The sequence below is a fragment of the Streptococcus sp. DFI.7.26 genome, assembly GCF_022240605.1.
Classification (GTDB): domain Bacteria; phylum Bacillota; class Bacilli; order Lactobacillales; family Streptococcaceae; genus Streptococcus; species Streptococcus xiaochunlingii.
Window position 1 is genome coordinate 1 of the sequence record NZ_JAKOGN010000004.1, and the last position, 23,415, is coordinate 23,415.

Genomic DNA, 23,415 nt, shown 5'->3' on the forward strand with positions numbered 1-23,415 from the left:
ACATTACGAACTACTGCATCAAAGGTGCCTGTACTTGAGTTGTTGTTCTCAATCGAAAGCATCCCTTGCGGCTTAGATTGACGAACTTCTACAACAGTCTCTGTAACATAACGGCGCTTATTTTCTTGATCAATATAATGAACGTGAACTTGGTACTGTCCAACTGAGTTCTTGTGGTCACTTGCCTTGATCGTTGCTCGATAGGAACCATCAGCTTGACGAGTGGCCTTATGCCAGATTAAATCATCCTGACCTCCTGCTACACTCCATGATGGAATTAAAACTTCTTTCAAGCCAGTCGGTGATACTACATTACGAACTACTGCATCAAAGGTGCCTGTACTTGAGTTGTTGTTCTCAATCGTTACGGTGCCACTTGGTTTTAAATCCTCTGGTCGTTTTCCAATAAAAACATTTGTCACGGTTCCACCAACACCCGTCATCTGTCCATTGTTCTGAACATAGTAAAGGTGGATATTGTAAAGACCGGTTGAGTTTTTATGGTCCGACGCTTTTACATTGACGGTATAGGTCCCATTTGCTTGACGGTTGGCTGTATACCAAACAAGATCATCTTGACCACCTATTTCTGACCAGATTGGTACAGACACTGTTCGAACTCCATTTGGCGCCTTAACATTTGAGACTACAACATTAAAGCGACCCGCCATTGTATCATTATTGACAATGCTGATCTTACCGCTTAAGGTACCTTCTGTCGGATCAGCTGCAGGTTTTGCATTCGCTGTAAAGCGACCGGTATAGTCTACACTGTGGTCAAAGAAGTGCTTTCCTGGAAGCAATTCCGCCTGAGAAGTGAACTGCCATGCGCCAGCTTTTCCATTGTAACGCAAACTTTTCGCATCATTTACAGATAGTTTCGGAGAAGGATATTGGGCAACCCAGAAATTCTGAAGACCAAAGTGAGCAGTGTTGACAGGACCTTTCTTGCGAAGGTTGTTTTCATCCAACCAGCTGGCACTAGTGTAGAACATCAAGTTGGTGTAGCCATTTTTACGCATTTCATCCACCCAAGCTTGAGTATTGCGGTTGATATTTGACTGCATCTTAGCATCTTCAAAGTCATTGACCATAAGAGTATTCTTTGGAAGATTCAAACGTTGTGCTGCCGCAATATAGAATCGTGCTTCTGCACGCGCCGCTTCTTCAGAAGTATAGCGAGAGAAGTGGTAGGTCGATACTTGCAGACCCGCAGCTTGTGCATTGCGAATTTGGTTCTCCGCATTCGGGTTCTTGTACCAAGTGTCTTCTGTCAATTTGACAACGACACCGCCTACGCCCTTATTAGCTAAGGTACGGTAGTCGCCAATACTAATCTCTCCGTTGTGGCTACTCACATCAACGAATGATTTTGGCTGAACTGCCACATCCGTAGAGCGACTAGCTGGAGCGTTTGAACCCGTATTGAAAAAAGTGGTGCTTCCTGCATCAGACTGAAGAGGAGTTTCTTCTGTCTTCTCAGTAGGCGCTACTTCTGTAGATTTTTCTACAGATGGTGTACTACTTTCCGAAACAGTAGTAGTACTCGTAGAAGCCACAGACTGTTCGGTCACATTTGCTGGTGCAACGTAGTTGCTTACGATAGGTGCTGCGGTCTTTTCAGAAACGGCTACTTCTGGTGCTTTTTCAGTTTGCACTTGCTTGCCTTCAGTAATAGCAGTTTCTTTGGAAACCAGCTCATCTGCACTTACTCCTTGAGTAGATGCAGCCATCAATATTGCTGCTCCCGCATAAAAAATAAGATCTTTCTTTTTCATTTAACCTTCTCTTGTATATAAATTTTATACTTTTACCATTTTACCATACGGCATCATTGATGAAAAGTTCTATGATGGCTTTTTTAAAATTAGTTTTATTTTTTTGGAGAATATAAAAGAAGTTCAAACGAACTTCTTTTACTCTCATTTTAAATGGGTTAAGGCTATCTTTAGGTAGTGACCATCTCGAATTTCCTCGCCAACACGCTTAGCATTGTCCACCAAGTCTTGGTAATCAGTATCTGAAAGATTGTCGATTGTATCCTTCAAATCATGGAGAGACTCTACTGCAATCCCACAGCCATTCTCTAAGACAAAATGTGAGAGGGCAGATTGTTTCCAAACAACCAGAGGAAAACCTGCTGCTAGGTAAAGAGAAGCTTTATGAGAATTGTTAAAACGCAGATAGTTGCCGTAAGTACCCTGACATGTTTCCGAACTATCCCCATCCCACACTAAGCCAAAACTACCTTCTAGAGCTGCCGGTAGATCATCAGGCATAAAGGCACCAAAGTAAGTGATGTTATTCAAAGCACGACTTTCATCGTACCCAACCCCATAGAGATTATAGGCAGGATTCTCTGGCAAACTATATAGATAGCCTGATTTTGTTGGGTTTAAATTCCCAGCAACAATGATTGCTTGTTCTTTTTGAGGAAGAGACTTTTCTTGAAAATTTGGAATCAAATAATCAAAAATCTCTAAACTAACCATTTTATCAACTGGAAATCCTTGATTAGCTAAAACGCCCTTCATGATGTCATTATGAACAATAATCCCATCCACAGACATCATAGCTTTCTTCTCTTGGAAATAGTTTCTCAATTTATGTCTCAATTTCACTTCAGAGCCTGCTGCATGGCGCAAGGTTTCAATATCGTGAATCAAGAGATAGAATTTCGCTCCCCTTTTTTGTGCCTGCTTGATGAGCTGTGCAATCAAAAATGTATGATGGATAATTGGAAACTGAATGACCAATTCATCCCCTAAACCTAGTTGATCAAACACAGATTTAGTTGCACTATATTTGTGTTGTTGGGCCTTAAAGAAATTCATCTGATACCAGTTGTTAACCTTAATCTCTAATCCCTTATACCCTTCTGAAATCAGAATGGCTTCCACGTCATTTCGCGCCTTACTTCCTGCATTCTTTTCATGTTGATTATGCAGAAATGAATCTTTCAGATAATATCTCACTTTTCTCCCCTTCACTAGACCTATCTCTATATGCTTCCAAGTTCTTTCTCAACGACTTCCAAAGCACGCTCAATGACCACGTGCATGTCGTAGTATTTATAGTCTGCTAGGCGGCCACAGAAGATAACCTTGTCATTTTTAGCAGCTTCTTCTTGGTACTTGGCAAACATGGCGTTGTTCTTTTCATCATTGATTGGGTAGTAGGGCTCATCTCCACGTTTCCAGTCAGCTGGATATTCACGGGTGATGACTGTCTTCGGTTGGGTTCCATATTCGAAATGCTTGTGCTCGATAATCCGAGTATAAGGAATTTCACGCTCGGTATAGTTGACCACGGCATTGCCTTGATAGTTTTCCTCATTCAAGATTTCGTGTTCAAATCGCAGGCTGCGGTATTCCAACTCCCCATGTTTGTAGTCAAAGTACTGGTCAATCATCCCTGTAAAGACTACTTTTTCCGCTGATGCTTCCAGCTCTTCACGATTGGCAAAGAAGTCAACCCCAAGCTCTACTTCTACATCGCCCAGCATGTTTTCAATGATGACGTTGTATCCACCGATTGGAATCCCTTGGCAACGATCATTAAAGTAGTTATTATCAAAGGTCAAACGAACTGGGAGGCGTTTGATGATAAATGGTGGAAGGTCTGTTGCAGAGCGTCCCCATTGTTTTTCTGTATAGCCCTTGATCAACTTTTCATAGATATCTGGACCAATTAACTTGATGGCTTGTTCTTCCAAGTTTTTCGGTTCAACATCTTTCATGTCAGCCGTTTGCTCGGCAATCTTATCCTTGACTTCTTGAGGAGTCTTAGTGCCCCACATAGCGTAGAAGGTATTCATGTTGAAAGGAAGGTTGTAAAGACTGCCCTTGTAGTTAGCCACCGGTGAGTTGATATAGTTGTTAAACTCAGCGAACTGGTTGACATAGTCCCACACCTTTTTGTTGGACGTATGGAAAATATGGGCACCATACTTGTGAACATTGATCCCTTCAACTTCTTCACAGTAGATATTCCCACCGACGTGATCGCGCTTGTCAATCACTTTTACTTTTTTACCACGTTTTGTAGCTTCGTGTGCAAAGATTGCGCCAGACAAACCAGCTCCGACGATAAGATAATCGTACATAATCTCTCCTTATTTTTTTATGATACTTTTTAGTTCTTGAAAATCCAAGATTCTTAAGATTAAAACCAAGCCTCCGTAGACTAGGAAGCCAAGTACAGAACATATCAATACATTTACAACAGATGAGAAGTTGATAAAAGTTTTTATAAAATACAAAGCACCATACATCAGGAATGCTGCTAGGAGTATTTTTAGCATGGATGGAAGAATCTTGACTTCTTTTAGATAGTCACTTGTAAAGTATAGTTGGATAAGCCAGACTAAACCTTCTGTTACAACAGAAACGATTGAAGCTCCAATATAGCCTAAAGGCGGTATCAAGATGAGATTTAAGCCTACACTAAAAATAGCTGGAATGGTTGTTGATAGCATAAATTCACGATTTCGATTATGAGGTATCAAAATCTGGATTCCCATAATATTAGTCCATCCGATAAAAAACATCCGAAAGACCATGATGGCAATCGCATAACGAGCATCTTGGAAATCTTGTCCCAAGAAAAATTGAACAAAGTCGTTGTTGACAATCAAAATCCCTGCAATCATTGGAAAAATAACAAGGTTATAAACCAAGAAAGACATTTCATGTAATTTGTTAACTGCTTTTTTATTTCCAGATGAAAGAAGATTAGAAACTCGTGGAAGCATGACACTTCCCAGTGAAGTTACCAAAGTCAACAAAATATTTATCAGTTTAAGAGCTTGATCGTAAATCCCTACATCCTTAGTAGAAGACAAGGCTCCTAGCATAGTACGATCTAGCGTGATATAAAGTGAAATTGCTATTTGAGGTAAAAACAAGAGGACTACCGGTTTGATATGTTGCTTGGCATAGACCAAATCCAGATGAGGTTTGCGAATGTGTTCACGAGCAGGAAGCCACATACTCAGTTGACCCAATAAATCATAGACAACTATAAGAGTTATATACAAATATAAATCAGATGGTTTCTTTACAAAAAGAAAGATTGAAACAACCCCTAGAAGTTTGACCATGGTGTTTCGAGCGGTAATCTTTTTGAAGTCTTCAAGTCCTTGAAAGAGCCAAGAAATATCTAAACCACGAGATAACAAACCAAAGCCTAAAATATAAGCAATTGGATTGTTCATGGAAGGAACCAAGAGACATACTATGATATAGAGACTAATTGCTAAGCAAGTAGCCAGTACCTGCAAACTATAGATCCCCCAGAAGGTCTTAGCTACTTCCTTACGGTTCCCCGAAATTTCCTTGGTCCCATAGTTGGCCACACCCAGCGTTGCTAGCAAGATAAAATAAGTCACAATGGAATTATAGTAGCCATAAGTTCCTAAAGCATCCGACGAGAAGACCCGAGTGATGTAGGGGGTTGTAATGACTGGTAGGACGATGACTAAGAGTTGGTAGGATAGATTGTAGAGGTAGTTTTTAAGCACTTTCATAAATATAGAAAACTTTGCCTTCCTGTTAAATTATCGTTTAATCTTCTTTATTCAATTTCATTATCTGAATTCATGATAAATAAACGACTGATAAATAAGATCAATGGAGAATATCGAAGAACTAACATTTGAGGGTCAAACATGCCATGGATAATCATTACTCCTAAACAGGCAAGTACGATATCTTTTCGAATGGTTACAAAATATTTCATAACTTTAGTAAGAGTCAACAACATGAAGGCACTTACGATTAAGCCATCAATAACCAACAACTGCACAAACGAGCTATCTATGAAATTATAATTACTAGTAAAATTCCCGAAAATATCTAAGAGTGTGAACTTAATATGTTGTCCTAACCAAGATACTCCAAAATTGCGGAAGCCCTCTACACTTAACCGTAGCCGATTATGTGTAAATTGATCTACAAAATGGAATAAATTCCCAGATGAATAAAAACAGAAATATAAGGTAATGATTAAAGCCAAAATAAAACCATATTTTGCTATTGTTTTCATCCAGAAGTGTCCAATAATAAAGTCTTTTTTTATGATTTTCAGACTAAACAACGCATATGTAAGTATTAAAATACTTAAGTAAAATGGACTAGTTGTCGAAGTTTGTTGGTACATATAAATCGTAGCAAAAAGCAAGGAAAGTAATTCCATGTAAGAAATTTTTTTCCCACGAAACATCAGATAACTACACAATGCAAAAAATAATCTTTGTGAAGCAAACGAAACATAATTAAACCCTAGACTAAAACGATAGCCACCATCTGCCCTCATGAACATATTCGAAATCACGCCCATGTTGCTAGCAAAAATCGTCAAAACAAGGACTAGAAATGTGGCAAAAGAGAAAGTTCCTAATAACTTTCTGAAATCTATATCTCTAGCAGAAAAAACAAGTAAAAGAACATTTAAATCAAGTAACCCCTCTCGATTTTTTGCAACTATAAACATAGAAATAATGAACAATACTGCTATTAACAGTTGTTCCCAATGAAATCTAAAGTGATACAAGCTTCTTGGAAGATTCACCAACTCTTTTATCAGAATCATAGCAATTGTGAAATAGAGGACGATCCTGTACAATGATAAGGAGCCCTCTAATCTAATAAAATAAGTAGTTGTGACTAATGACGTGACAACAACCCATATAAATAAGGTGATTAAATAAATTTTTTCTGATATAGTACGATTGTTCATCACAATAGTCATCCAACCCTTTCAATCATATAATTAAAAATATTTAAAACTTTACAACTCTCTTTTATCAAATATCAAAGAATTGAACTTACCCTTTTGATTAAAATCTGTATTTTTTTAGAAAAATCACCGTACGATGCATTCTATAATTAAGTGAGAATCTAACGAAAAGATTGATAAAAGGAGTATTTTTTTGTCAAAATAACCATCTCTTTGTTTACACACAATTCTTCAAAATATTGCCGTTTCAAAAGAAGAGGTGTTTTTTTGAACTGAAATATTTTGAATATTACTCATTAGAATAAGAGATTTATTTGATCAACAAATTGTTCATCATGAATGCCCCATATTGACATCAGCTGGTTAACTTTCTCTAATTTTTCCAGTTGATATTTCATTCGATTAGGATTATACTATCCCATAGCAGAAGAGCCCCCTGCCCGAAATATAGACATATTAACAAGTTTGTGAGAATACGATTTTATTGAGACATTCGTATACAGTTCGATTGAAACGAACATCTTCTCCCAATTCATAGGTTTCAAAAACAATTTGATGTGTTTACGATAATAAAAGTATAGAAAAATTCCTGTTGCTGCTAGTATAGAACCTGCATTCAAACGTGCATCACAAAAATGAGTAACAAATCCTGCTAAGGCTAAACCCGAAAAAGTTCTTTGAAAGATAAACTTGTTTCTATAAAGATAGGAAATAACCATATAGATATAAAAACAATGAGAGGCAAAGTCTGTAGGATAAATAAAACCAAAAGAATTCCGAACCACGATACCAGTAGATCTGTATTGAACAAATTGTAAATTAGGAATAATATCAATAGCAGAAAGAAAAACAATCAACAGAACAAAGAATAAACCTAATCCTGCATATAATTTAAGAACACTCTCATATTCGACCTTGTAAAGAACAATAATTAGAAAAATAAACATCGAAGCATTCAGGTTTCCAGTCTTAAAGTAAATCATACATCCTACCAGAAACAAGAGAGGCGCAAAGATGAGAAAAGTCAAAGAGGACTCTTTAAAATAAAGAAAACGAACTCCTAAAAAGGGAATAACATTAGGGATACGAGGCAAGAGAGATGCTAACATCGAAGTGTTAAGCATGTCCATAGATACAACTAATATTAGAACCACTGCCACTAACAGTTTATCGCGTTCTATCTTTGACATTTTTTTCCTTTTCTAATCTCAAGCATCTCATATTTTACTGAGACTTTTTTAATTTTTTAAAACGATAATACAAACCCGGAGTCAAAGATAACATCATGTAAATTGCCTTGTTTTTCAGGCTAATCCGCTTATTTTTCATAACTCTACCTAGGTATGGACGAATTTTTCTTTGAATTCGAGTTATTTCCTCTTTAGAAGAATCAGTTATTAAAATGAAAATGTGAAGACTACCAATGAATAAACGAGCGATGACAGCATCGTCAAGGTTTATATTATCAGAATAGTCCTTCTTGACAACATCCTCCAAATGATTCATAGAATGATAAAAATCGTAGTGCTTACTGTTAAAGTTTGATAGAGTAATACTATTTGGTCTACGATAATAATGGTAGATACCTAAATCAATAATGCAAACTGATTCCACTTCTTTCAAGTAGTCACTAATTACATATAAATCTTCGTAGATTTTCCCTTTTGGATAAGGATATTTTTCTACAATATCTTTGGGAAAGAGTTTAGCCCAGGCAGAGACTGTAGCCATTTTACCATATAGCATTTCTATTAATGTTTCTTCAGAAGAAAGAAGGATAGCTTTCGATAATATTTCCTCATTTAATTGATAATTTTGGTAGGATTCATGATCGTAAGTATCATTGCCTTTCCCTGCGACAATACGAGCGCCTGTTTGTTTCTGAAGTTCCATCAAAAGCTCAAGGGCACAAGGTTCGAAATAGTCATCTGGATCTAGGAAAACGATCCACTCTCCTTTGGCTTTGGCTACACCATAGTTTCTAGCATCTGACAGACCACCATTTTCTTTATGATATGCCGATACCCAGTCATACTCACTTGCATATTGATCGCATAGTTTCCCAGAATCATCCGTGGAACCATCATCAACTAAGATAACTTCAAAATCTTTATAGGTTTGATTGACCAAGCTTTCCATAGCATAGCGAAGATAGGCCTCCACATTGTAAATGGGTACAATTACCGAAATCATATTTTCTTTTCTTTCTCTTACTCAGTTAGATATTTAAATCTCAAATGAACTTTTTTCTGGGAAAAGTTGATTCATGGCTTTTATAAAGTCCACCATTACTTTCTCTTCGTCCTGAACATTGAAACCATCATTGATACACATAATTTTATATTTTCCAGAATTCAATAGTTTCCAAAAATCAGAATCCGCATTATCTAGAGAGAACAAACCTCCCAAGTCAGGATCTGCGACTTCATATTCTCCACTTGCAATCTGCCAGTATTTAAAAAGCCAAACGTTTGTATCAGATGGATTTCTAAACCGACTAGCCGATGTTTTCTCCAAGATGGCAGTTTCTTTCTCCCATACCAACTCCATGGTCGACTTTAAGAGGGGATGAGTCAAATGATTTTCCCAAAAACCACATATAAATTTACTATTTCTATAGAGTAGGCTCTTAACGATATTTTTTAAGCCTTGCTTGAAAGATAAAAATTTGCCATTTTTAAGAATCTCGTCCCTACTAAAATAACTGGTTACAATTTCCATATCGTTTACTTGGAAATGCCCCGTACCGTAACGTTCTGGGACAATCGGTGATAAGGCTGTATTATACTTTGGCAAACCGTCTTCTGAGAAGAAATCCGTTGGTTCAACTGGAGCTGTTAGATAAACATCATCATTAAAAAACACAAAATGTTCAGAGAGTCCAGGAATTCGATGGATATTGCTCTCGATAGGATTCGCAGAAAAAACAGGTAGATATTCCTTACGGATGATATCTGAATGATCGACTAAAACCAATTTTTCGCTAGTAATATTTAACCAAGACGGTTTTTGTTGGTCAGTAACGAGATAGACCTTATTGACCCAAGGAGCAAACTTTTCTACCCCTCTAAACCAGTATTTAAAGGTTCCCCAATCACGATAAGCCTTGATCGAATTCATACTTTTTTTTGAAGTATCTATTGACTTAGAGTATTCAGCCTTTTTAGCTTGCCAAACAGGATCCCCACCGTCTACCCAAATAACAACAAAATCTATTTTATTCATAATCTTAATTTTCTATATCTTATACAAATCTGAGAAATTCTTGATATAACTCTCCAACGAAAATAACTCTTTTTGGCGTTTGACAGATGCTTCACCAAATTGTTTTCTCTTCTCAGTATTGTCATCTAATTCTTGAATAGCCTTAGACAATTCTCCAGGCTGATTCGGTGTAGCAAGAAGACCGTTTTCGCCTTCCTTGACCATCTCACAGACACCACCATGACGGTAACCGACTACTGGTTTGCCACAAGCCATGGCTTCTAGCACGACTGTTGGTAATGGATCTGGATTGGTACTTGGCAAGACAAAGATATCAAACATATTATAGAGTTCTGTCGTCTTGCTATAATAGCCAATTCGTTTGATTTGCCCAGCTACTGGTGAGTCTGAAATAGCTTTTTCCAGCTCATCCACGCGCCACTCTTCCCCCTCAAATGCACTACCTGCTAAAAAGGCTACTGATTTGGGATTGGCTTGTAAGATTGGAGTAACAGCTTCCAGGAAGTCCCCTTGCCCTTTCCAGGCATTCACTCGACCAACCATTCCGATGACCAAAGCATCCTGTGCGATCCCAAATTGGTCACGTACAGCACTGGCACCCATCACCTGGTAAACATCATTGTCAACACCATTATAGATGACTTGAACTTGATCATCTTTTACAAAACGAGACTGCTTAACGTGGTTAGCTACAGCATTTGAAACTGTCACAATCGTATCCGCATAGCGCCCCATCAAAAAGTTGATAAAATCTGAAATGGCTTTTGGTTTGACGATAATTTCATGCACATGCCAAATCAAAGGAAGTTTCAACTTCCGCTTGAGGTAAATTCCTTCAAGAACCGCTGTGGTGTTGTTGTGAACAAGGGTAATCCCATTCTCCTTGGCATATTGAGCAATTTGTTTAGAGTAACGGTTATAAGAGCCAAAGTACTCAAGGATTCCTTTTGGATTAAAATATTTGCGACGCAAGATTGGGTAATCAATGACTTTAACCTTAGCACCAATCTCTTCCAATGCACGGACTAAGACACCGTCATTAGGTAAGATGACATGAGCTTCAAAAGCATCTTTATCCAATCCTTTAATGAGCTCCATCAACACTTTATCAGCACCGTACATTTCGGCACCAGCATGGAGATATAATATTTTCTGCATTTCTAACCTTTAAATACTTTCTCGTAGTCTGTGACAATCTTTTCCCAAGTAAAGGCTTCCGCAATCCGTTGACTTGATTTTTGATTGAGATCTTCGATTGCTTGAGCGTCCAATTGTTCAGTCTGATCAATAACACTTGCCAATTGTTCTTTCTTCCAATAGAGTGCACCGTCTTCACCGACTTCACGGTTAAAGCCAACATCTAACAAGAGGTTGAGTTTAGTAGACTCAAGAGCCTCAAGAAGGGATGGATTAGTACCACCTACCTCATGACCATGGAAGTAAGCGAAGGCATTCTCACGAATGTATTTGAGCAATTCTTGATCATAGACCGTCCCAACAAACTTCACTCGAGAATCTTGATCAAATCCTGTATCCTTACGCAACTGTTCATAGAACTTGTTTTGTTCTACATTGGTAATCAGAACAAAATCTTTTTGGGAGTTTGACTGCATAAAGCCACGAATCATGGCTTCATAGTTGTTTTCCGGTACAAAACGCCCCACGACAAGATAGTAGTTTCCTTCGGAGACTTGCTTATCTGCAAACCACGTCCGTACCTTCTCGTCCTCTTTGTTCAGGATAGACTTGCTTGTATCCGTTCCATAAGCGATATAGGTCGTCTGTGGCTGATACTTAGTGTAAGCCTTTTGAATATAAGCCTCGATATTCTTGCTATCGCAGATCAAAAGATCGGCGTGTTTAACCATGAGTTGTTCAGAAAACTTCCAGTATTTACGGACTGGAAGACTCCATTTCGCACGAAGCCATTCATGTCCATCCGGATTGACCATCAGAGTCCCTCCGATCGCCTTGATTTTCTTCTTGATACCAGCGATAAAAGGGCCGATCCGACATGCCAAAACATAGAAGATAGGGGCTTGATCCTTGTTTTCTTTTGCGATTTCAATAGCTTTATTGAGAGCTGCAATATCATAAGCAATAGCACGTGCAGGACCGATATTAGGGACATCAATGTTGTAGCAAATTGCGCCGTTATGTTCAAAAGTATCTGCAGTAATCCCTGATTTTGCAGAATTCTCCCGCATACATGCCACATAGTACTGAATCTCTCGATCTTGTTGGCACTCTGTCAGCTTTTCGACAAAAGTTTCAAAACCACCATATTTCGCTGGAATTCCCTTAGAACCAACGATATAAACTGACTGTTTCATTTTTCTCCTTACATGGAAAGGACGAAGCAGGATTTTCCTACTTCGCTCCATCTCGTTTAAATACAACTTTGATCGTTTTCAGCAAGATTTTAATATCTGACCAGATGGTCCAGTCATCGATATAGGACACATCTAAGCGAACCACTTCATCAAAGTCTGTAATTTCGCTACGTCCACTCACTTGCCAAAGCCCTGTAATTCCAGGTTTGAAACTCAAACGACGTTTTTGTTCTGGAGTATACTTCTCATACTCATCCACTGTTGGAGGACGGGTTCCAACTAGGCTCATATCACCTTTTAGGACATTAAAGAATTGTGGCAGCTCATCCAGACTGGTCTTGCGGATAAAGCGACCAATCGGCGTAATCCGAGGATCATTATCCATCTTGAACATACCACCGGTCATGGTGTTTTGATCCATCAATTCTTTTTTCCGTTCTTCTGCATCGACATACATGGAGCGGAACTTATAAAACTTGAAATAGCGGCCATTTTTCCCGACCCGCTTTTGGGCGAAAATAGCCGGTCCTCCATCCTTGCGAATCAAGGGCACCAATACAATCGCCACCAAGCCGCATAGGAGCAAGCCCACCAAAGAACCACAGATATCAATTACACGTTTCGCGGTCACATGGCTAGGTTTGTAGAAGTTGGTCGAGAAGGTGACAACATTGAGGCCAGCTACTTCGCGAATTCGTTTGTTGCCGGCAAAGTTTAAATCAAAAGCATTGAGGTTGACGGTAACGTCGATCCCCATGGTCTCAAATTGTGAAACATACTCCCCAATTTCATACTCTTCACTTGGAAGATTGAGAAATACTTCATCTACCACTTCATAGGTCGCATAGGCCAACAGGTCTTCCTTTGGAACAACCTGAACAAAGGGGTGTTGAAAGTCTGGCCGGTCTAATACAGTGACCGCAACCACTTCCCCTCCGCTATCATTGGACGAAAGAAGTCGATCCAGGACTTTATCCAGACGAGAATTCGCTGTAATCAAGAGAATCTTGTGACTTCCTTTGAGACTGTAATAGAAGCGACGCCAATACCGTTTAATGAAGTAATTCATTAAATAAAGGACAAGAGTCAGAAGAAACAGAAAATAAATCATCCCCCGGCGGGAGAGGGAGAACTTCTCCTCCAAAAAGAAGCTCGAAAAACTGATGGCTAACGCGAAGCACAAGCTGTATTTCAAAGTTTGTAAGAATTCAACTAGATGCCCACGTTTGAAGTAATCTTGGTTGTAATCACTGACGTAGAAGGCTACGAAATGCAATAAATACAGATAGAAAATTGTATTAGAGTGGATTTCTGTCTCTGTCACAAAACTAAACAAATAAGCCACAACTAAGACTGGTAAGCTTTGGACAAAGGCCAAAGCAAATTTGTGAAATCCCCTTCCTTCTGTCATAATATCCCGATCCTATTCTTTATCTTTTTTTCCCGTAATTGCCATAGTTCCCATAGTTCCCGTAATTACCATAAGAACCATATTTTTCTAATTGAATATCAAATTTATTGAGGACCACTCCTAGGAATGGTGTCCCCGTCTGCTCTAGTTGCTCTTTGGCCTTTTGAACAGCCTTGCGACTAACAGCTCCTGCTGCTGTCACAATCAAGCTACCATCACAGCGTTGAGCAATAATCGCCGCATCAATCACCATCCCAATTGGTGGGGTGTCGACAACGATATAGTCATAGTGATTGCGGAGCGCCTCAATGATGACCTCGAAGTTTTTACTTTGCAAGAGACCCGTTGGATTTGGAGAAACCTGCCCTGACAGGAGCACATCCAGTTTTGGATAATCTGTCGTCGCAATTGCTTGCGAAATCTCACTCTTCCCAGAAAGTACTTCTGTCAAACCAGCAACACGACCTTGGCTCTTGAAGACACCTGTCATGACCGAGTTACGGATATCCGCATCGATCAACAAGGTACGATAGCCCGCACGCGCAAAGGCTGTCGCCAAATTCGTAGAAATGGTTGATTTTCCTTCGTTTGGTTGCACAGATGAGATGGCAACGACCTTAATATTGGTCCCACTCAACTGAATATTGGTACTCAAGGCATTAAAATACTCTTCAGCCTGAGTCATCGCTGCTAATTTGCTTTTTACAATTTCTAAGGTTGCCATGAATTCTCCCTCTTACAGTTTCTTCACACTAGGGATCACACCTAATAGAGTGATGCCCATCACTTCTTCGACATCTTCTGGTTTCTTCACACGGTCATCCAATACCTCTGACAAGATCACCAGGATGGAAATCAAGACACCCCCAAGGACAAAGCCAATAACGACATTTCGCTTAATATTTGGTGAAGAAGGGTTTTGCGGTACGACAGCCTCATCCAAAGTCGTCACGTCAGATACCTTGGTTACAGCGATAATTTTTTCGGCCGCTACATCTTTCAATCCATTCGCGATACGAGCTGCTTCTTGTGGATCTGGGTCTGAGGCTGTGATGGACAAAATCCGAGTATCCGCTGGAACTGCCACTGAGACTTTCTTAGCAAGCTCTGCTGGAGTCATTTCCAACTTCAACTCTTCAATAGCCTGGTTCAAGACATTTTGAGAAAGAATAATCTCGCGATAGTCTTTAACCAAGTAGGATCCCGCTTGAAGATCTTGGTTGGTCAAGGCATTGTTTTCTTGGTTCTGACGGCTGACCACATAGATACGACTGGTACTTTGGTAGATTTTCTTCGCCACAAATGCGCTGTACCCTAGGGCACCAATCGCAAATAGCAAGGCCGTAATCAGAATTGAGAATTTACGACGCCATAAGGTTTTAAAGAGGGAGACCACATCCAATTCGATCTCTTTGCTCTCTTGGTTTTTCATATTCACTTTCTCCTTTTCAATCCCCGTGATGGAACTTGATTGTTAAAATAATTCGTTATCCAGTAATGCTTGTTGATTTTCAATAAAGAGGGCACGCGCTCGGTTACTTCCGTAACGTTTTTCAATCAACTGATAAGCCTTTTCCATGTATGGAGGGCGCTGATCGACATTGTGCATATCGCTCGCAACAAAATGGACCAAATCCTTGTCCAAGAAATATTGGGCACGATGTTTCATGAACTTGTAGCGATCGCCAAACAATTTAGGCTTGAGCACACTCGAACTATTGATTTGGGTATAGCATCCCATTCGGATCAATTCCCGCACCCGTTTTTCATTCTTTTCCAAACAGTGGTACCGTTCAATATGGGCAACTACCGGAGTCACTCCTAAGCGCAAGACCGCACTTAAGGCTTGATGAATCTCCTTGTAGGGCGTTGCCATACTAAACTCGATCAAGGCAAAGCTGGTTTCAGCAAGCGTTGGAATAGTCCCAGCTTCCAGTTTTTCAAGAATATCTCGCGTATAATAGATTTCTGCTCCAAAATGCAAGGTCATTTCCGGTAGATAGGTCGCCACCATCTCTTTTACTGCTAAGTAGTTTTGATAGATCTTTTCTTCTGGGGTTTCAAACATCCCTTTCCGACGATGGGACGTCGAAACGATGGTTCGGACCCCTTGACGGTAGCTTTCCTCGATGAGGAGTTTGCTATCCTCAATCGTCTTTGGTCCATCATCCACATCAAAGACAATGTGTGAATGAATATCAATCATTGTTTTTTCCTTCCATGGTTTGGTTTATCTTTTCTTTGGCTTGTGCCACGCTATCAGCATTCAACTCCATCATGTAAAGAGCAGATCCTGGCATCGCATATGAAGGCAAGTCATTTCGTCCTTGTCCAGTGACAGCTTGTGAAGTCACCTTGTAGCTTCCACCAGTCTCCAACTGTGTATTGACCAAATTCATAATGGTTGGCAAGGGCATATTGGTTTGCAAGGAATCTTGTAAACCAGAAACGATTTCGTTGTAATTGCTCAATGCTTTGGTCGATGTTAATTTATGGATAATGGCTGCGATGACTTTTTCTTGGTTCTTCCCACGGTCGTTGTCTCCACCTTCGAGAGAGTAGCGTTCACGGACAAAGCCAAGAGCTTGTTCCGAATCCAAGTGGACTTTTCCTACAGGGAAGTGGTAGTTCCCGTGTAGACTTGTAAACTCTTGATCATTTTCTACATCAATCCCTCCGACGAGGTCGACAAGCTTTAAGAAAGAAGTGAAATTCAAGCGGACATAGTAGTCAATCTTGATGTCGTACAGATTTTCTAAGGTATGAATAGACGCATCTACTCCGTAAATCCCAGCGTGGGTCAATTTATCCCCTTGGTTGTTCCCACCATCTGCGATCGGTACATAGGCGTCACGCGGAGTCGTGGTCAGCAAGACTTGCTTGGTCTTTCGATTGACCGTCATGATAATATTGACATCAGATCGAGAAACCGAAGTGACTGGGCCATAGGTGTCAATCCCACTGACATAGATGTTAAAGGTATCCGCATTGGCATCCGCCTTTGGCTTGGTTTCCACTTGGCGACGGATCTTGTAAGAATAGATTTTCTTTAATTTTTTCGCGTAGTCAGCATCCACACTGGCAATGGTATCCTCAAAGGTACTATTCAAAGCAATGGCTTGTGTCTTATCTTCTTGTAGGGCCTGGTAGGCTGCCACGTAAGATTCCACATCTTCGATGGTCAAGTCATGCTGGCGCGTTTTCTTCACTTCCTCTACCAAGGCTAGAAGATCATCTGCATTATTATTCCCCGTAGGCGCTGCTACACTGCTGATTTCTTTGATATCTTGGATTGGACTATCTGCTTTGACATAGACAGCCATTTCAAATTCCGTATAGTTGGCATTTCGGTTCACATTTCCAGCGACATCGACCAATTGCTGGGTAACAAATGTCCCCACGGAGGTCCCTAGCAAGCCTAAAACCAATAAAAATAGCGTCGTCTTTTTAGCCTTGCCTGCAAGGATCAAACCCAAGGTTAAAAAAAGTCCGCCAATTAACAATACCGTCACAAGAATATTCAAATAACGGAAAGCTAGGATATTGTAGCTAAAGACATTATAAAGAAAGAGCCCAGCTACAAGTAGCGTTAAAACCCAGAGACCACTATTTACAATGCGTAGCTGATCCCAACCGCTTGTTCTATTTGAATGTTTGTTTTTTCTACTTCGATTCATTTTATCCCCCATACTATTTTCTTAAATATTATAACATAAAATTGGCCTACAGATCAGAATCTATGCCCATTTCTCCACTATTAATTTTATACTATTCCTAACTTTCTGTACAGTAACATAAGAAAAAATGAGCAAATAAAAAAGGTGAGTTTCCTCACCTTTTTTATAGGTTTATACTTTATCTTTTGAGGTTGAACTTGTATCTGAATCCTTGCTAGTCGAAGAATCACTCTTTGAAGAATTGCTTCCTTTACGAGTTTCAGCTCCATCAGCAGAGTATTCGTTTACAAAGATTTCCTTACGTAGTTCAAGGAAGCTTTCATCACTAAGGATATAACGCCCTTCTTTGGTTTTTGTCAATTCCAAAGTGTACTCACGTGGTTCGATGTACCCAAAATCTTCGTTCAAACGATCAAAGGCATAGTAGAACAAGAAGTTGTTCAATAAAGACAAACGTTTTTCCAGATCTGGATCTGTGTTGTCTTCTAATTTTTTAACATCTTCAATTCCGTTTTCAAACAGACTAGATTTTGCGCGGTTGATCAAGTTAGCCAAGTCACGTGTTGCAATTGCACGAGATTTGAAGGTAACCGTCGCAATATCTCCTTCGTCTTCAACCTTGGTGATTTCATAGTCATCACCGATCGTTGCTAACACTTTGAAACGAGCTTGGTCAAACAATTCCAAGATTTTTTCTGGAGTGAATGTTTCAGTTGTGAGCTCAAGTGTGTAGTTTTCTGCTGGTAAATATTTTGATGCATTTTCATCGACAAATTTTTCGGTAATTTGTTTTTTCCACTTGTCAACTGATGTACCCATCAAAGTTGTGAAACCAGAAGAATGATCTGTAAAGATGGCACGAAGAATAATGTCCCCATCTTTTTCAATTTGTTTTTTTGTCTTTTCTTCTTTCGATTCACTAGATTGTTCTACTTTATCCTCTTTAGTTTGAGGTTTTTCAACAACTGGTTTTGATGAACAAGCTACTAACATCAATAAACAGGCTGGTAAAACACCATATTTTACAAGCTTTTTCATAAGTTCTCCTTATTTTTTATAGATTATGTTCATTATATCAAAAATAACCCTTTGAGAATTCTCAGATAAGTGTATGTAAACAAATTGTAATATTTCATTATACACTTCGCACTAACAAGCCCTCCTTCCCCTACGAAGCGCTCAATTCGCCTATAACATTGGTGCAAACAACTGCATAATCTCTTTAATCAAATGCTGGTACCAGGTGATCCGGAAAGTGTCCAACTGAATCTGCTGAGATACAGAGAATATCTCTTCAAAATCCGCTCGTATCTTGGTCAATTCTGGGCTTCGATACATCCAGACAGCATTCTCATAGTGGTGGACTAGGCTGCGATAGTCAAAGTTGATGGTTCCGACTACTGCGACTTCATCGTCGGCCAAGACTTGCTTGCTATGGATAAAGCCTGGAGTGTACTCATAAATTTTCACCCCTGCTTCCATGAGGTCTGGATAAGCCCCTCGTGTAACGATTTGGATCAGTTTTTTATCTGGAATGAAAGGAGTCACGATGCGTACATCGACCCCTCGGAGTGCCGCATTTCGAATATCTTCTGTCAAATCATAATCAATGATTAAATAAGGGGTCGTAATATAGACATAATCCGTCGCCTGATTGATGATATTCTGATAAACAGACTTACCAACTTGGGATTTGTAGATGGGTTTAGGACCGCTACCAAAGGGAATATAGAAGCCCTCACCCTCTACCGCTTGGTTTTCCATATGGTATTTATCAAAATCTTCAATTTCCCCCTGGTTGACGTACCAGTTCATGAGAAAGAGCCGCGTCAAGGCCTTAACCGCTCGACCATCTAAGCGCACTGCACTATCCTTCCAATGACCGAAGCGCTCTATCTGATTGATATACTCATCCGCTAGGTTAACCCCACCTGTATAGCCAATCTGACCATCAATGACCAAGATCTTGCGGTGGTCTCGATTGTTATAAGCCACCGTCAATCGTGGCACCACCTTGTTGAACTTATGGGCGTCAATGCCTAATTTTCGCAAGCGTCTGGTATAGTTTCCCTTAAGGGTCGCCATACAGCCGATATCATCGTAGAGCAATTTCACCTCTACCCCTTCTTTAACCTTTTCAAGTAGGATATCTAGGATACTATTCCACATCAGGCCTTCCTCGATGATGTAGAATTCGAGAAAGATAAATTTCTTAGCTGAGCGCAAATCCTCCAACAATTGCGGAAGCATCTGATCCCCTAGTGGGAAGAAAATCGAAGCTGTCCCGTTGTACAGGTCTGCATTGTGGTCCATGGATAGAATAGACTTGACCATCCCATACACGGTCTTGCTCTCTTCTTTCAACTGGAGGCGAAGCTCGTGGCTATTATCCTCACGGAACTTCATGGACTCCATATTTTCCAACTGAACCATCTCTTTTTTGGACAAACGCCGCTCCCCAAACATGAGGTAAAGAAGGGAACCAAAAACGGGGATGACGGCAATTAAGAGCCAGGTCACCTTGCTCTCTGGAGGCATATTCCGGTTAACAATCGCCAAAATGGTCGAGATATACAAGAGGACCATGATGGTGACAGACATCCAATTAGGGAACCATTCATTTAGCCAAAAGAAGGCTGCAAAGGACAACCAGAGTTCAAACCCCATAAAAAGGATACTGAACCCATATTTGGACATTAACAATCGAATTTTTCGAAAACTCACCCTCGTTCTCCTTCTTTTCTAATCCCTACTAGTATACCAGTTCTAAGAAGGGAGCGCAAACCCGATAAAGAGAAAAAAGAGGCTGGGACAAAAGTCCTAGCCTCTCAATTGTCTTTGGATTATCGAGCAAGACGCAGTGGTTGAGTGGGCTCTACTACACTGATTTCATCAGCTTTCACAGCCCTACCCAACTGTGCGGAGGTGGGACGACGAAATTGAATTCTAACGAATTACCAATTTCTGTCCCACTCTCACTTCTGCTAGTTTATTGCTTGGTCAGAACAATTGTATCATCATCATAGAGCTCTTGGTCAAAGTCTTCCAGAGTCAATTGTTGCCCCTCTAGTCGATAGCGGTAGACATCATCTCCAATGATAATCGACTGGTTGGCAGCATCTAGTTTCACTGGCTTGATTTCTTGTTCTCCGTCAGGCTCCACAGCTGTCCAAGTTCCTGTATTTTCTGTGACAACTAAGGTAATCTGGTCCGCTTCATCTACCCCTTTGTAGGTTCCATCAATATTACCTTGAGTCACTTGAGTGTTTGTAGTATTTAAACTAGATGAATTTGAGCTTCCATCAGAAGAACTTCCTTGTGTATTTGTTGTCTTTGCTTCGGAAGCAGTCACCTGAATATTAGACTGTGAAGACGATGGTGTTTGCTGATTCGAACACGCTCCAAGTAGGAGGACTGTAGCTGTTGCTAATAAAGCAGTTACTTTCTTTGCCATAGATGGTCTCCTTTCGCGCCAACTTTTCAACAGACTTCCCCGTTCATTTGTGGCTCACCTTTAGTATACGATAGAGCCTGTTTTTGGTCAATCTTAATGACTGGCCGATGAGAGTTGTTGCCTATAAAGGATTCTTTCCCTGATCTAATAGATATGCGCGAACTTCGGAAATAAAGTAGAGAGAACCAGTGACAAAGAGCACCTCTTGACCATCTTGTCGGCTATAAAAGTCTTGCAAATAATCTCTGAAATCTGCTACATAAGGATAGCCTAAGCCATCCGTCTCTTGGACCACTTCCCCATAAGCAAAGGTCGTCACCGTCAAGTCCGCCTCCGGCAAGTCGCTGGCAAAGATCTCCAACATCCCTTTGTAATCCTTACGCTTTAAAGCACCAAAGAGGATCCTCACGCGCTTATCTGAAAAGGTACGGGCATATTCGACCAAGCGATGGATGGCATGGGGGTTATGAGCGCCATCTAGATAGACGCCCTGGTCAAAATTCTCCAGACGTCCCGGCCAGCTAGTCGCTTGCAAAGCCTCCCGAACACCGTTTTCATCGACCGCCAGACCTCTCTGCTCCATGAAGAGGAGAAAGGCTTCAAGAGCCACCGCAGCATTCTCTTCCTGATAAGCTCCATTGAGCCCAATTTTCAGTGAGTCAAACCGATGGTGCGCATCTTGAAAGACGCCCTTTATCAGTTGGAAATCTTCTCCATAGCGAGCCAGTGGACAGCCTATTGCCTGGACCTTTTCTATGCAGACTTGCTCAGCCTCTTTAGCCAGTGGACCGATAACAGCCGGCTTCCCGGCTTTAAAGATTCCAGCTTTTTGCCTAGCAATGGCCTCTAGGCTTCCTCCCAAGGTCTCCTGATGATCCAGCCCTACTGAGGTGATCACTGCTACCTCTCCTGTGATGACATTGGTCGTATCAAGGAGGCCTCCGATCCCAACCTCGATCAAGGCCAGGTCTACTTTTTGTTCATGGAAATACAAAAAGGCCAAGAGGGTGATGATCTCAAAGTAAGAGAGTTGGTCGTGGGTCTCGAGAAGCTGAGACTCCATCGCTTGGATGCTCTGACCCAAGCGAATCAGATCTTGATCCGAAATTGGTTGCCCATTGATACAGATCCGATCATGCATACTAACGATATGCGGAGAAGTAAAGGTCCCGACTTTTAGGCCATGCTGTTGGAATAGTTGGCGCATAAAAGCAATGGTTGATCCCTTCCCGTTAGTCCCCGTCACATGAATCATCGGAACAGCGTTATGAGGGTCCCCTAAGAGCTTTACAGCCTGTTGCATCCGCCCCAAGCCTGAACGAAAATTGAGTCCAATTCGACTATTCATCCATTCTTCAATTTGATTCATTTCTTTCTCCTAAAAGAAAAGAGCGATCAAGCCTTTTTGCTGGCTCACGCTCCCCTATTTCTTTGGTTTCTTATTTCACTTCCAGTATTTTTAGAAGCTGGGCTAAAAACATCCACTGGATGTTCCAACTCTTTCTAGATTCTAGGAGTTGGGGTAAAAATGTTCACTGAACATTTTTACTCCTCCATAAAGCTGTTGAAGACTTCTTCAATCATGTTCCATTCATCATCTGAATCTTCTGGGATTGGTTGAAGGTCGCCTTCTGTTCCGTCTTCGTTTTCAGTAAATGAGTAGGCTTGGATTTCTACTTCACCGTTTTCATCTTCTTCTGCATTTGCAGGAATCAAAAGAACATAGTTTTTACCAAATTCTTCTTTTCCATCAATGGTCAAAAGGATTTCAAACAAAGTTTCGTTCCCTTGCTCATCTACCAATGTAATCAATTCGCGTTCGTCATGGTTGTGGTCATGATTGTGTGCCATCTTATTTCCTCTTTTTCTAAAATTTTCGATCTAAATAATTTTGCAAAATCAACTGGGCAGCTAATTTATCAATTACTTTTTTTCGCTTATTTCGGCTGATATCCGCTTGCTCAATCAACATCCGCTCTGCGGCAACGGTCGTCAAACGCTCGTCCTGATACTCAACCGGCAAGTTGAATAACTCTTCAAGGCGCTTTCCATAAGCTTGACTCGCTTCCACTCGAGGACCGCTTGTGTTGTTCATGTTTTTCGGCAAACCAACGACAAAGCGATCAACCCGGTATTCCTTCACCAGTTCAGAGAGACGGTCAAAACCAAACTCTCCTTTCTCCTCATCAATCTGAATAATCTCCAGACCTTGAGCGGTAAAACCTAATGGATCACTGATGGCTACTCCGACTGTCTTCGAGCCAACGTCTAGTCCCATAATTCTCATTAGAGATCGATCCCTTGCCCTTTCAAGTAGTAACGAACCAATTCTTCAACAATTTCATCTCGTTCGTACTTACGAATTTGGTTGCGAGCGTTGTTATAACGAGGTACATAAGCAGGATCACCACTGAGTACATAACCAACGATTTGATTGATTGGATTGTAGCCCTTCTCATCCAAAGATAAGTAGACATCCTTTAATGTATCACTAATTTCTTTACGGTTTGAATCGTCAAGATTAAAACGTACTGTTTCGTCTGTAAATCCCACAATACCACCCTCTTTCTTTATATT

22 protein-coding genes are annotated in these 23,415 nt (G+C 40.4%); all 22 read right to left on the bottom strand.

The window, feature by feature from the left end; translation table 11 throughout:
- Positions 1-1,778: GBS Bsp-like repeat-containing protein (locus L0M85_RS05240; protein ID WP_238656610.1), on the bottom strand; the 1,778-nt coding region annotated here is incomplete at its 3' end.
- A gap of 144 nt (positions 1,779-1,922) precedes the next feature.
- Positions 1,923-2,975: a galactofuranosyltransferase gene (locus L0M85_RS05245; RefSeq protein ID WP_238656611.1), complete on the bottom strand. Its 1,053-nt coding sequence runs from the start codon at positions 2,973-2,975 to the stop codon at positions 1,923-1,925.
- 26 nt (positions 2,976-3,001) lie between these two features.
- Positions 3,002-4,105, bottom strand: coding sequence for a UDP-galactopyranose mutase (glf, locus tag L0M85_RS05250; protein ID WP_238656612.1), 1,104 nt, complete (start codon positions 4,103-4,105; stop codon positions 3,002-3,004).
- A gap of 9 nt (positions 4,106-4,114) precedes the next feature.
- Complete coding sequence (locus L0M85_RS05255; RefSeq protein WP_048690204.1) at positions 4,115-5,527, bottom strand: flippase; 1,413 nt, start codon at positions 5,525-5,527, stop codon at positions 4,115-4,117.
- A 47-nt stretch (positions 5,528-5,574) separates the two neighbouring features.
- Positions 5,575-6,750, bottom strand: a complete 1,176-nt coding sequence (locus L0M85_RS05260) for a polymerase (RefSeq protein WP_172605106.1) — start codon at positions 6,748-6,750, stop codon at positions 5,575-5,577.
- A 401-nt stretch (positions 6,751-7,151) separates the two neighbouring features.
- On the bottom strand, positions 7,152-7,928 hold the full coding sequence (locus tag L0M85_RS05265) for a hypothetical protein (protein WP_238656613.1): 777 nt from the start codon (positions 7,926-7,928) through the stop codon (positions 7,152-7,154).
- A gap of 34 nt (positions 7,929-7,962) precedes the next feature.
- Positions 7,963-8,931 carry a glycosyltransferase family 2 protein gene (locus L0M85_RS05270; protein WP_238656614.1) on the bottom strand — a complete coding sequence of 323 codons (969 nt, stop codon included), beginning with the start codon at positions 8,929-8,931 and terminating at the stop codon, positions 7,963-7,965.
- 33 nt (positions 8,932-8,964) lie between these two features.
- Complete coding sequence (locus L0M85_RS05275; protein WP_061564480.1) at positions 8,965-9,963, bottom strand: Stealth CR1 domain-containing protein; 999 nt, start codon at positions 9,961-9,963, stop codon at positions 8,965-8,967.
- Between the two features lie 12 nt (positions 9,964-9,975).
- Positions 9,976-11,121 (bottom strand): glycosyltransferase family 4 protein, encoded by a 1,146-nt coding sequence (locus tag L0M85_RS05280; protein WP_238656615.1) that lies wholly within the window; start codon positions 11,119-11,121, stop codon positions 9,976-9,978.
- A 2-nt stretch (positions 11,122-11,123) separates the two neighbouring features.
- A complete protein-coding gene (locus tag L0M85_RS05285; RefSeq protein WP_238656616.1) occupies positions 11,124-12,296 on the bottom strand; it encodes a glycosyltransferase family 1 protein in 1,173 nt (390 codons plus the stop codon).
- A gap of 37 nt (positions 12,297-12,333) precedes the next feature.
- Positions 12,334-13,707, bottom strand: a complete 1,374-nt coding sequence (locus L0M85_RS05290; protein WP_048690217.1) for a sugar transferase — start codon at positions 13,705-13,707, stop codon at positions 12,334-12,336.
- 19 nt (positions 13,708-13,726) lie between these two features.
- Positions 13,727-14,431, bottom strand: a complete 705-nt coding sequence (locus L0M85_RS05295; RefSeq protein ID WP_048690219.1) for a tyrosine-protein kinase — start codon at positions 14,429-14,431, stop codon at positions 13,727-13,729.
- 12 nt (positions 14,432-14,443) lie between these two features.
- On the bottom strand, positions 14,444-15,139 hold the full coding sequence (locus L0M85_RS05300; protein ID WP_048690221.1) for a Wzz/FepE/Etk N-terminal domain-containing protein: 696 nt from the start codon (positions 15,137-15,139) through the stop codon (positions 14,444-14,446).
- 42 nt (positions 15,140-15,181) lie between these two features.
- Complete coding sequence (gene cps4B / locus L0M85_RS05305; protein ID WP_048690223.1) at positions 15,182-15,913, bottom strand: capsular polysaccharide biosynthesis protein Cps4B; 732 nt, start codon at positions 15,911-15,913, stop codon at positions 15,182-15,184.
- Entirely contained in the window at positions 15,906-17,396 is a 1,491-nt protein-coding gene (locus L0M85_RS05310; RefSeq protein ID WP_238656617.1) for an LCP family protein, read from the bottom strand. Before L0M85_RS05310 ends, cps4B begins: the two co-directional genes overlap by 8 nt.
- Positions 17,397-17,555: 159 nt before the next feature.
- Entirely contained in the window at positions 17,556-18,422 is an 867-nt protein-coding gene (locus L0M85_RS05315; protein ID WP_061564486.1) for a hypothetical protein, read from the bottom strand.
- A gap of 150 nt (positions 18,423-18,572) precedes the next feature.
- Positions 18,573-20,108 (bottom strand): cardiolipin synthase, encoded by a 1,536-nt coding sequence (cls, locus tag L0M85_RS05320; protein ID WP_238656618.1) that lies wholly within the window; start codon positions 20,106-20,108, stop codon positions 18,573-18,575.
- Positions 20,109-20,373: 265 nt separating this feature from the next.
- Complete coding sequence (locus L0M85_RS05325; RefSeq protein WP_140814385.1) at positions 20,374-20,838, bottom strand: SP_0198 family lipoprotein; 465 nt, start codon at positions 20,836-20,838, stop codon at positions 20,374-20,376.
- Between the two features lie 121 nt (positions 20,839-20,959).
- Positions 20,960-22,207, bottom strand: a complete 1,248-nt coding sequence (locus tag L0M85_RS05330; protein ID WP_238656619.1) for a folylpolyglutamate synthase/dihydrofolate synthase family protein — start codon at positions 22,205-22,207, stop codon at positions 20,960-20,962.
- 176 nt (positions 22,208-22,383) lie between these two features.
- Complete coding sequence (locus L0M85_RS05335; RefSeq protein ID WP_233331823.1) at positions 22,384-22,689, bottom strand: DUF1292 domain-containing protein; 306 nt, start codon at positions 22,687-22,689, stop codon at positions 22,384-22,386.
- A 16-nt stretch (positions 22,690-22,705) separates the two neighbouring features.
- Entirely contained in the window at positions 22,706-23,125 is a 420-nt protein-coding gene (gene ruvX / locus L0M85_RS05340; RefSeq protein WP_023027379.1) for a Holliday junction resolvase RuvX, read from the bottom strand.
- A complete protein-coding gene (locus tag L0M85_RS05345) occupies positions 23,125-23,391 on the bottom strand; it encodes an IreB family regulatory phosphoprotein (RefSeq protein WP_006597020.1) in 267 nt (88 codons plus the stop codon). Before L0M85_RS05345 ends, ruvX begins: the two co-directional genes overlap by 1 nt.
- Positions 23,392-23,415 lie beyond the last annotated feature (24 nt).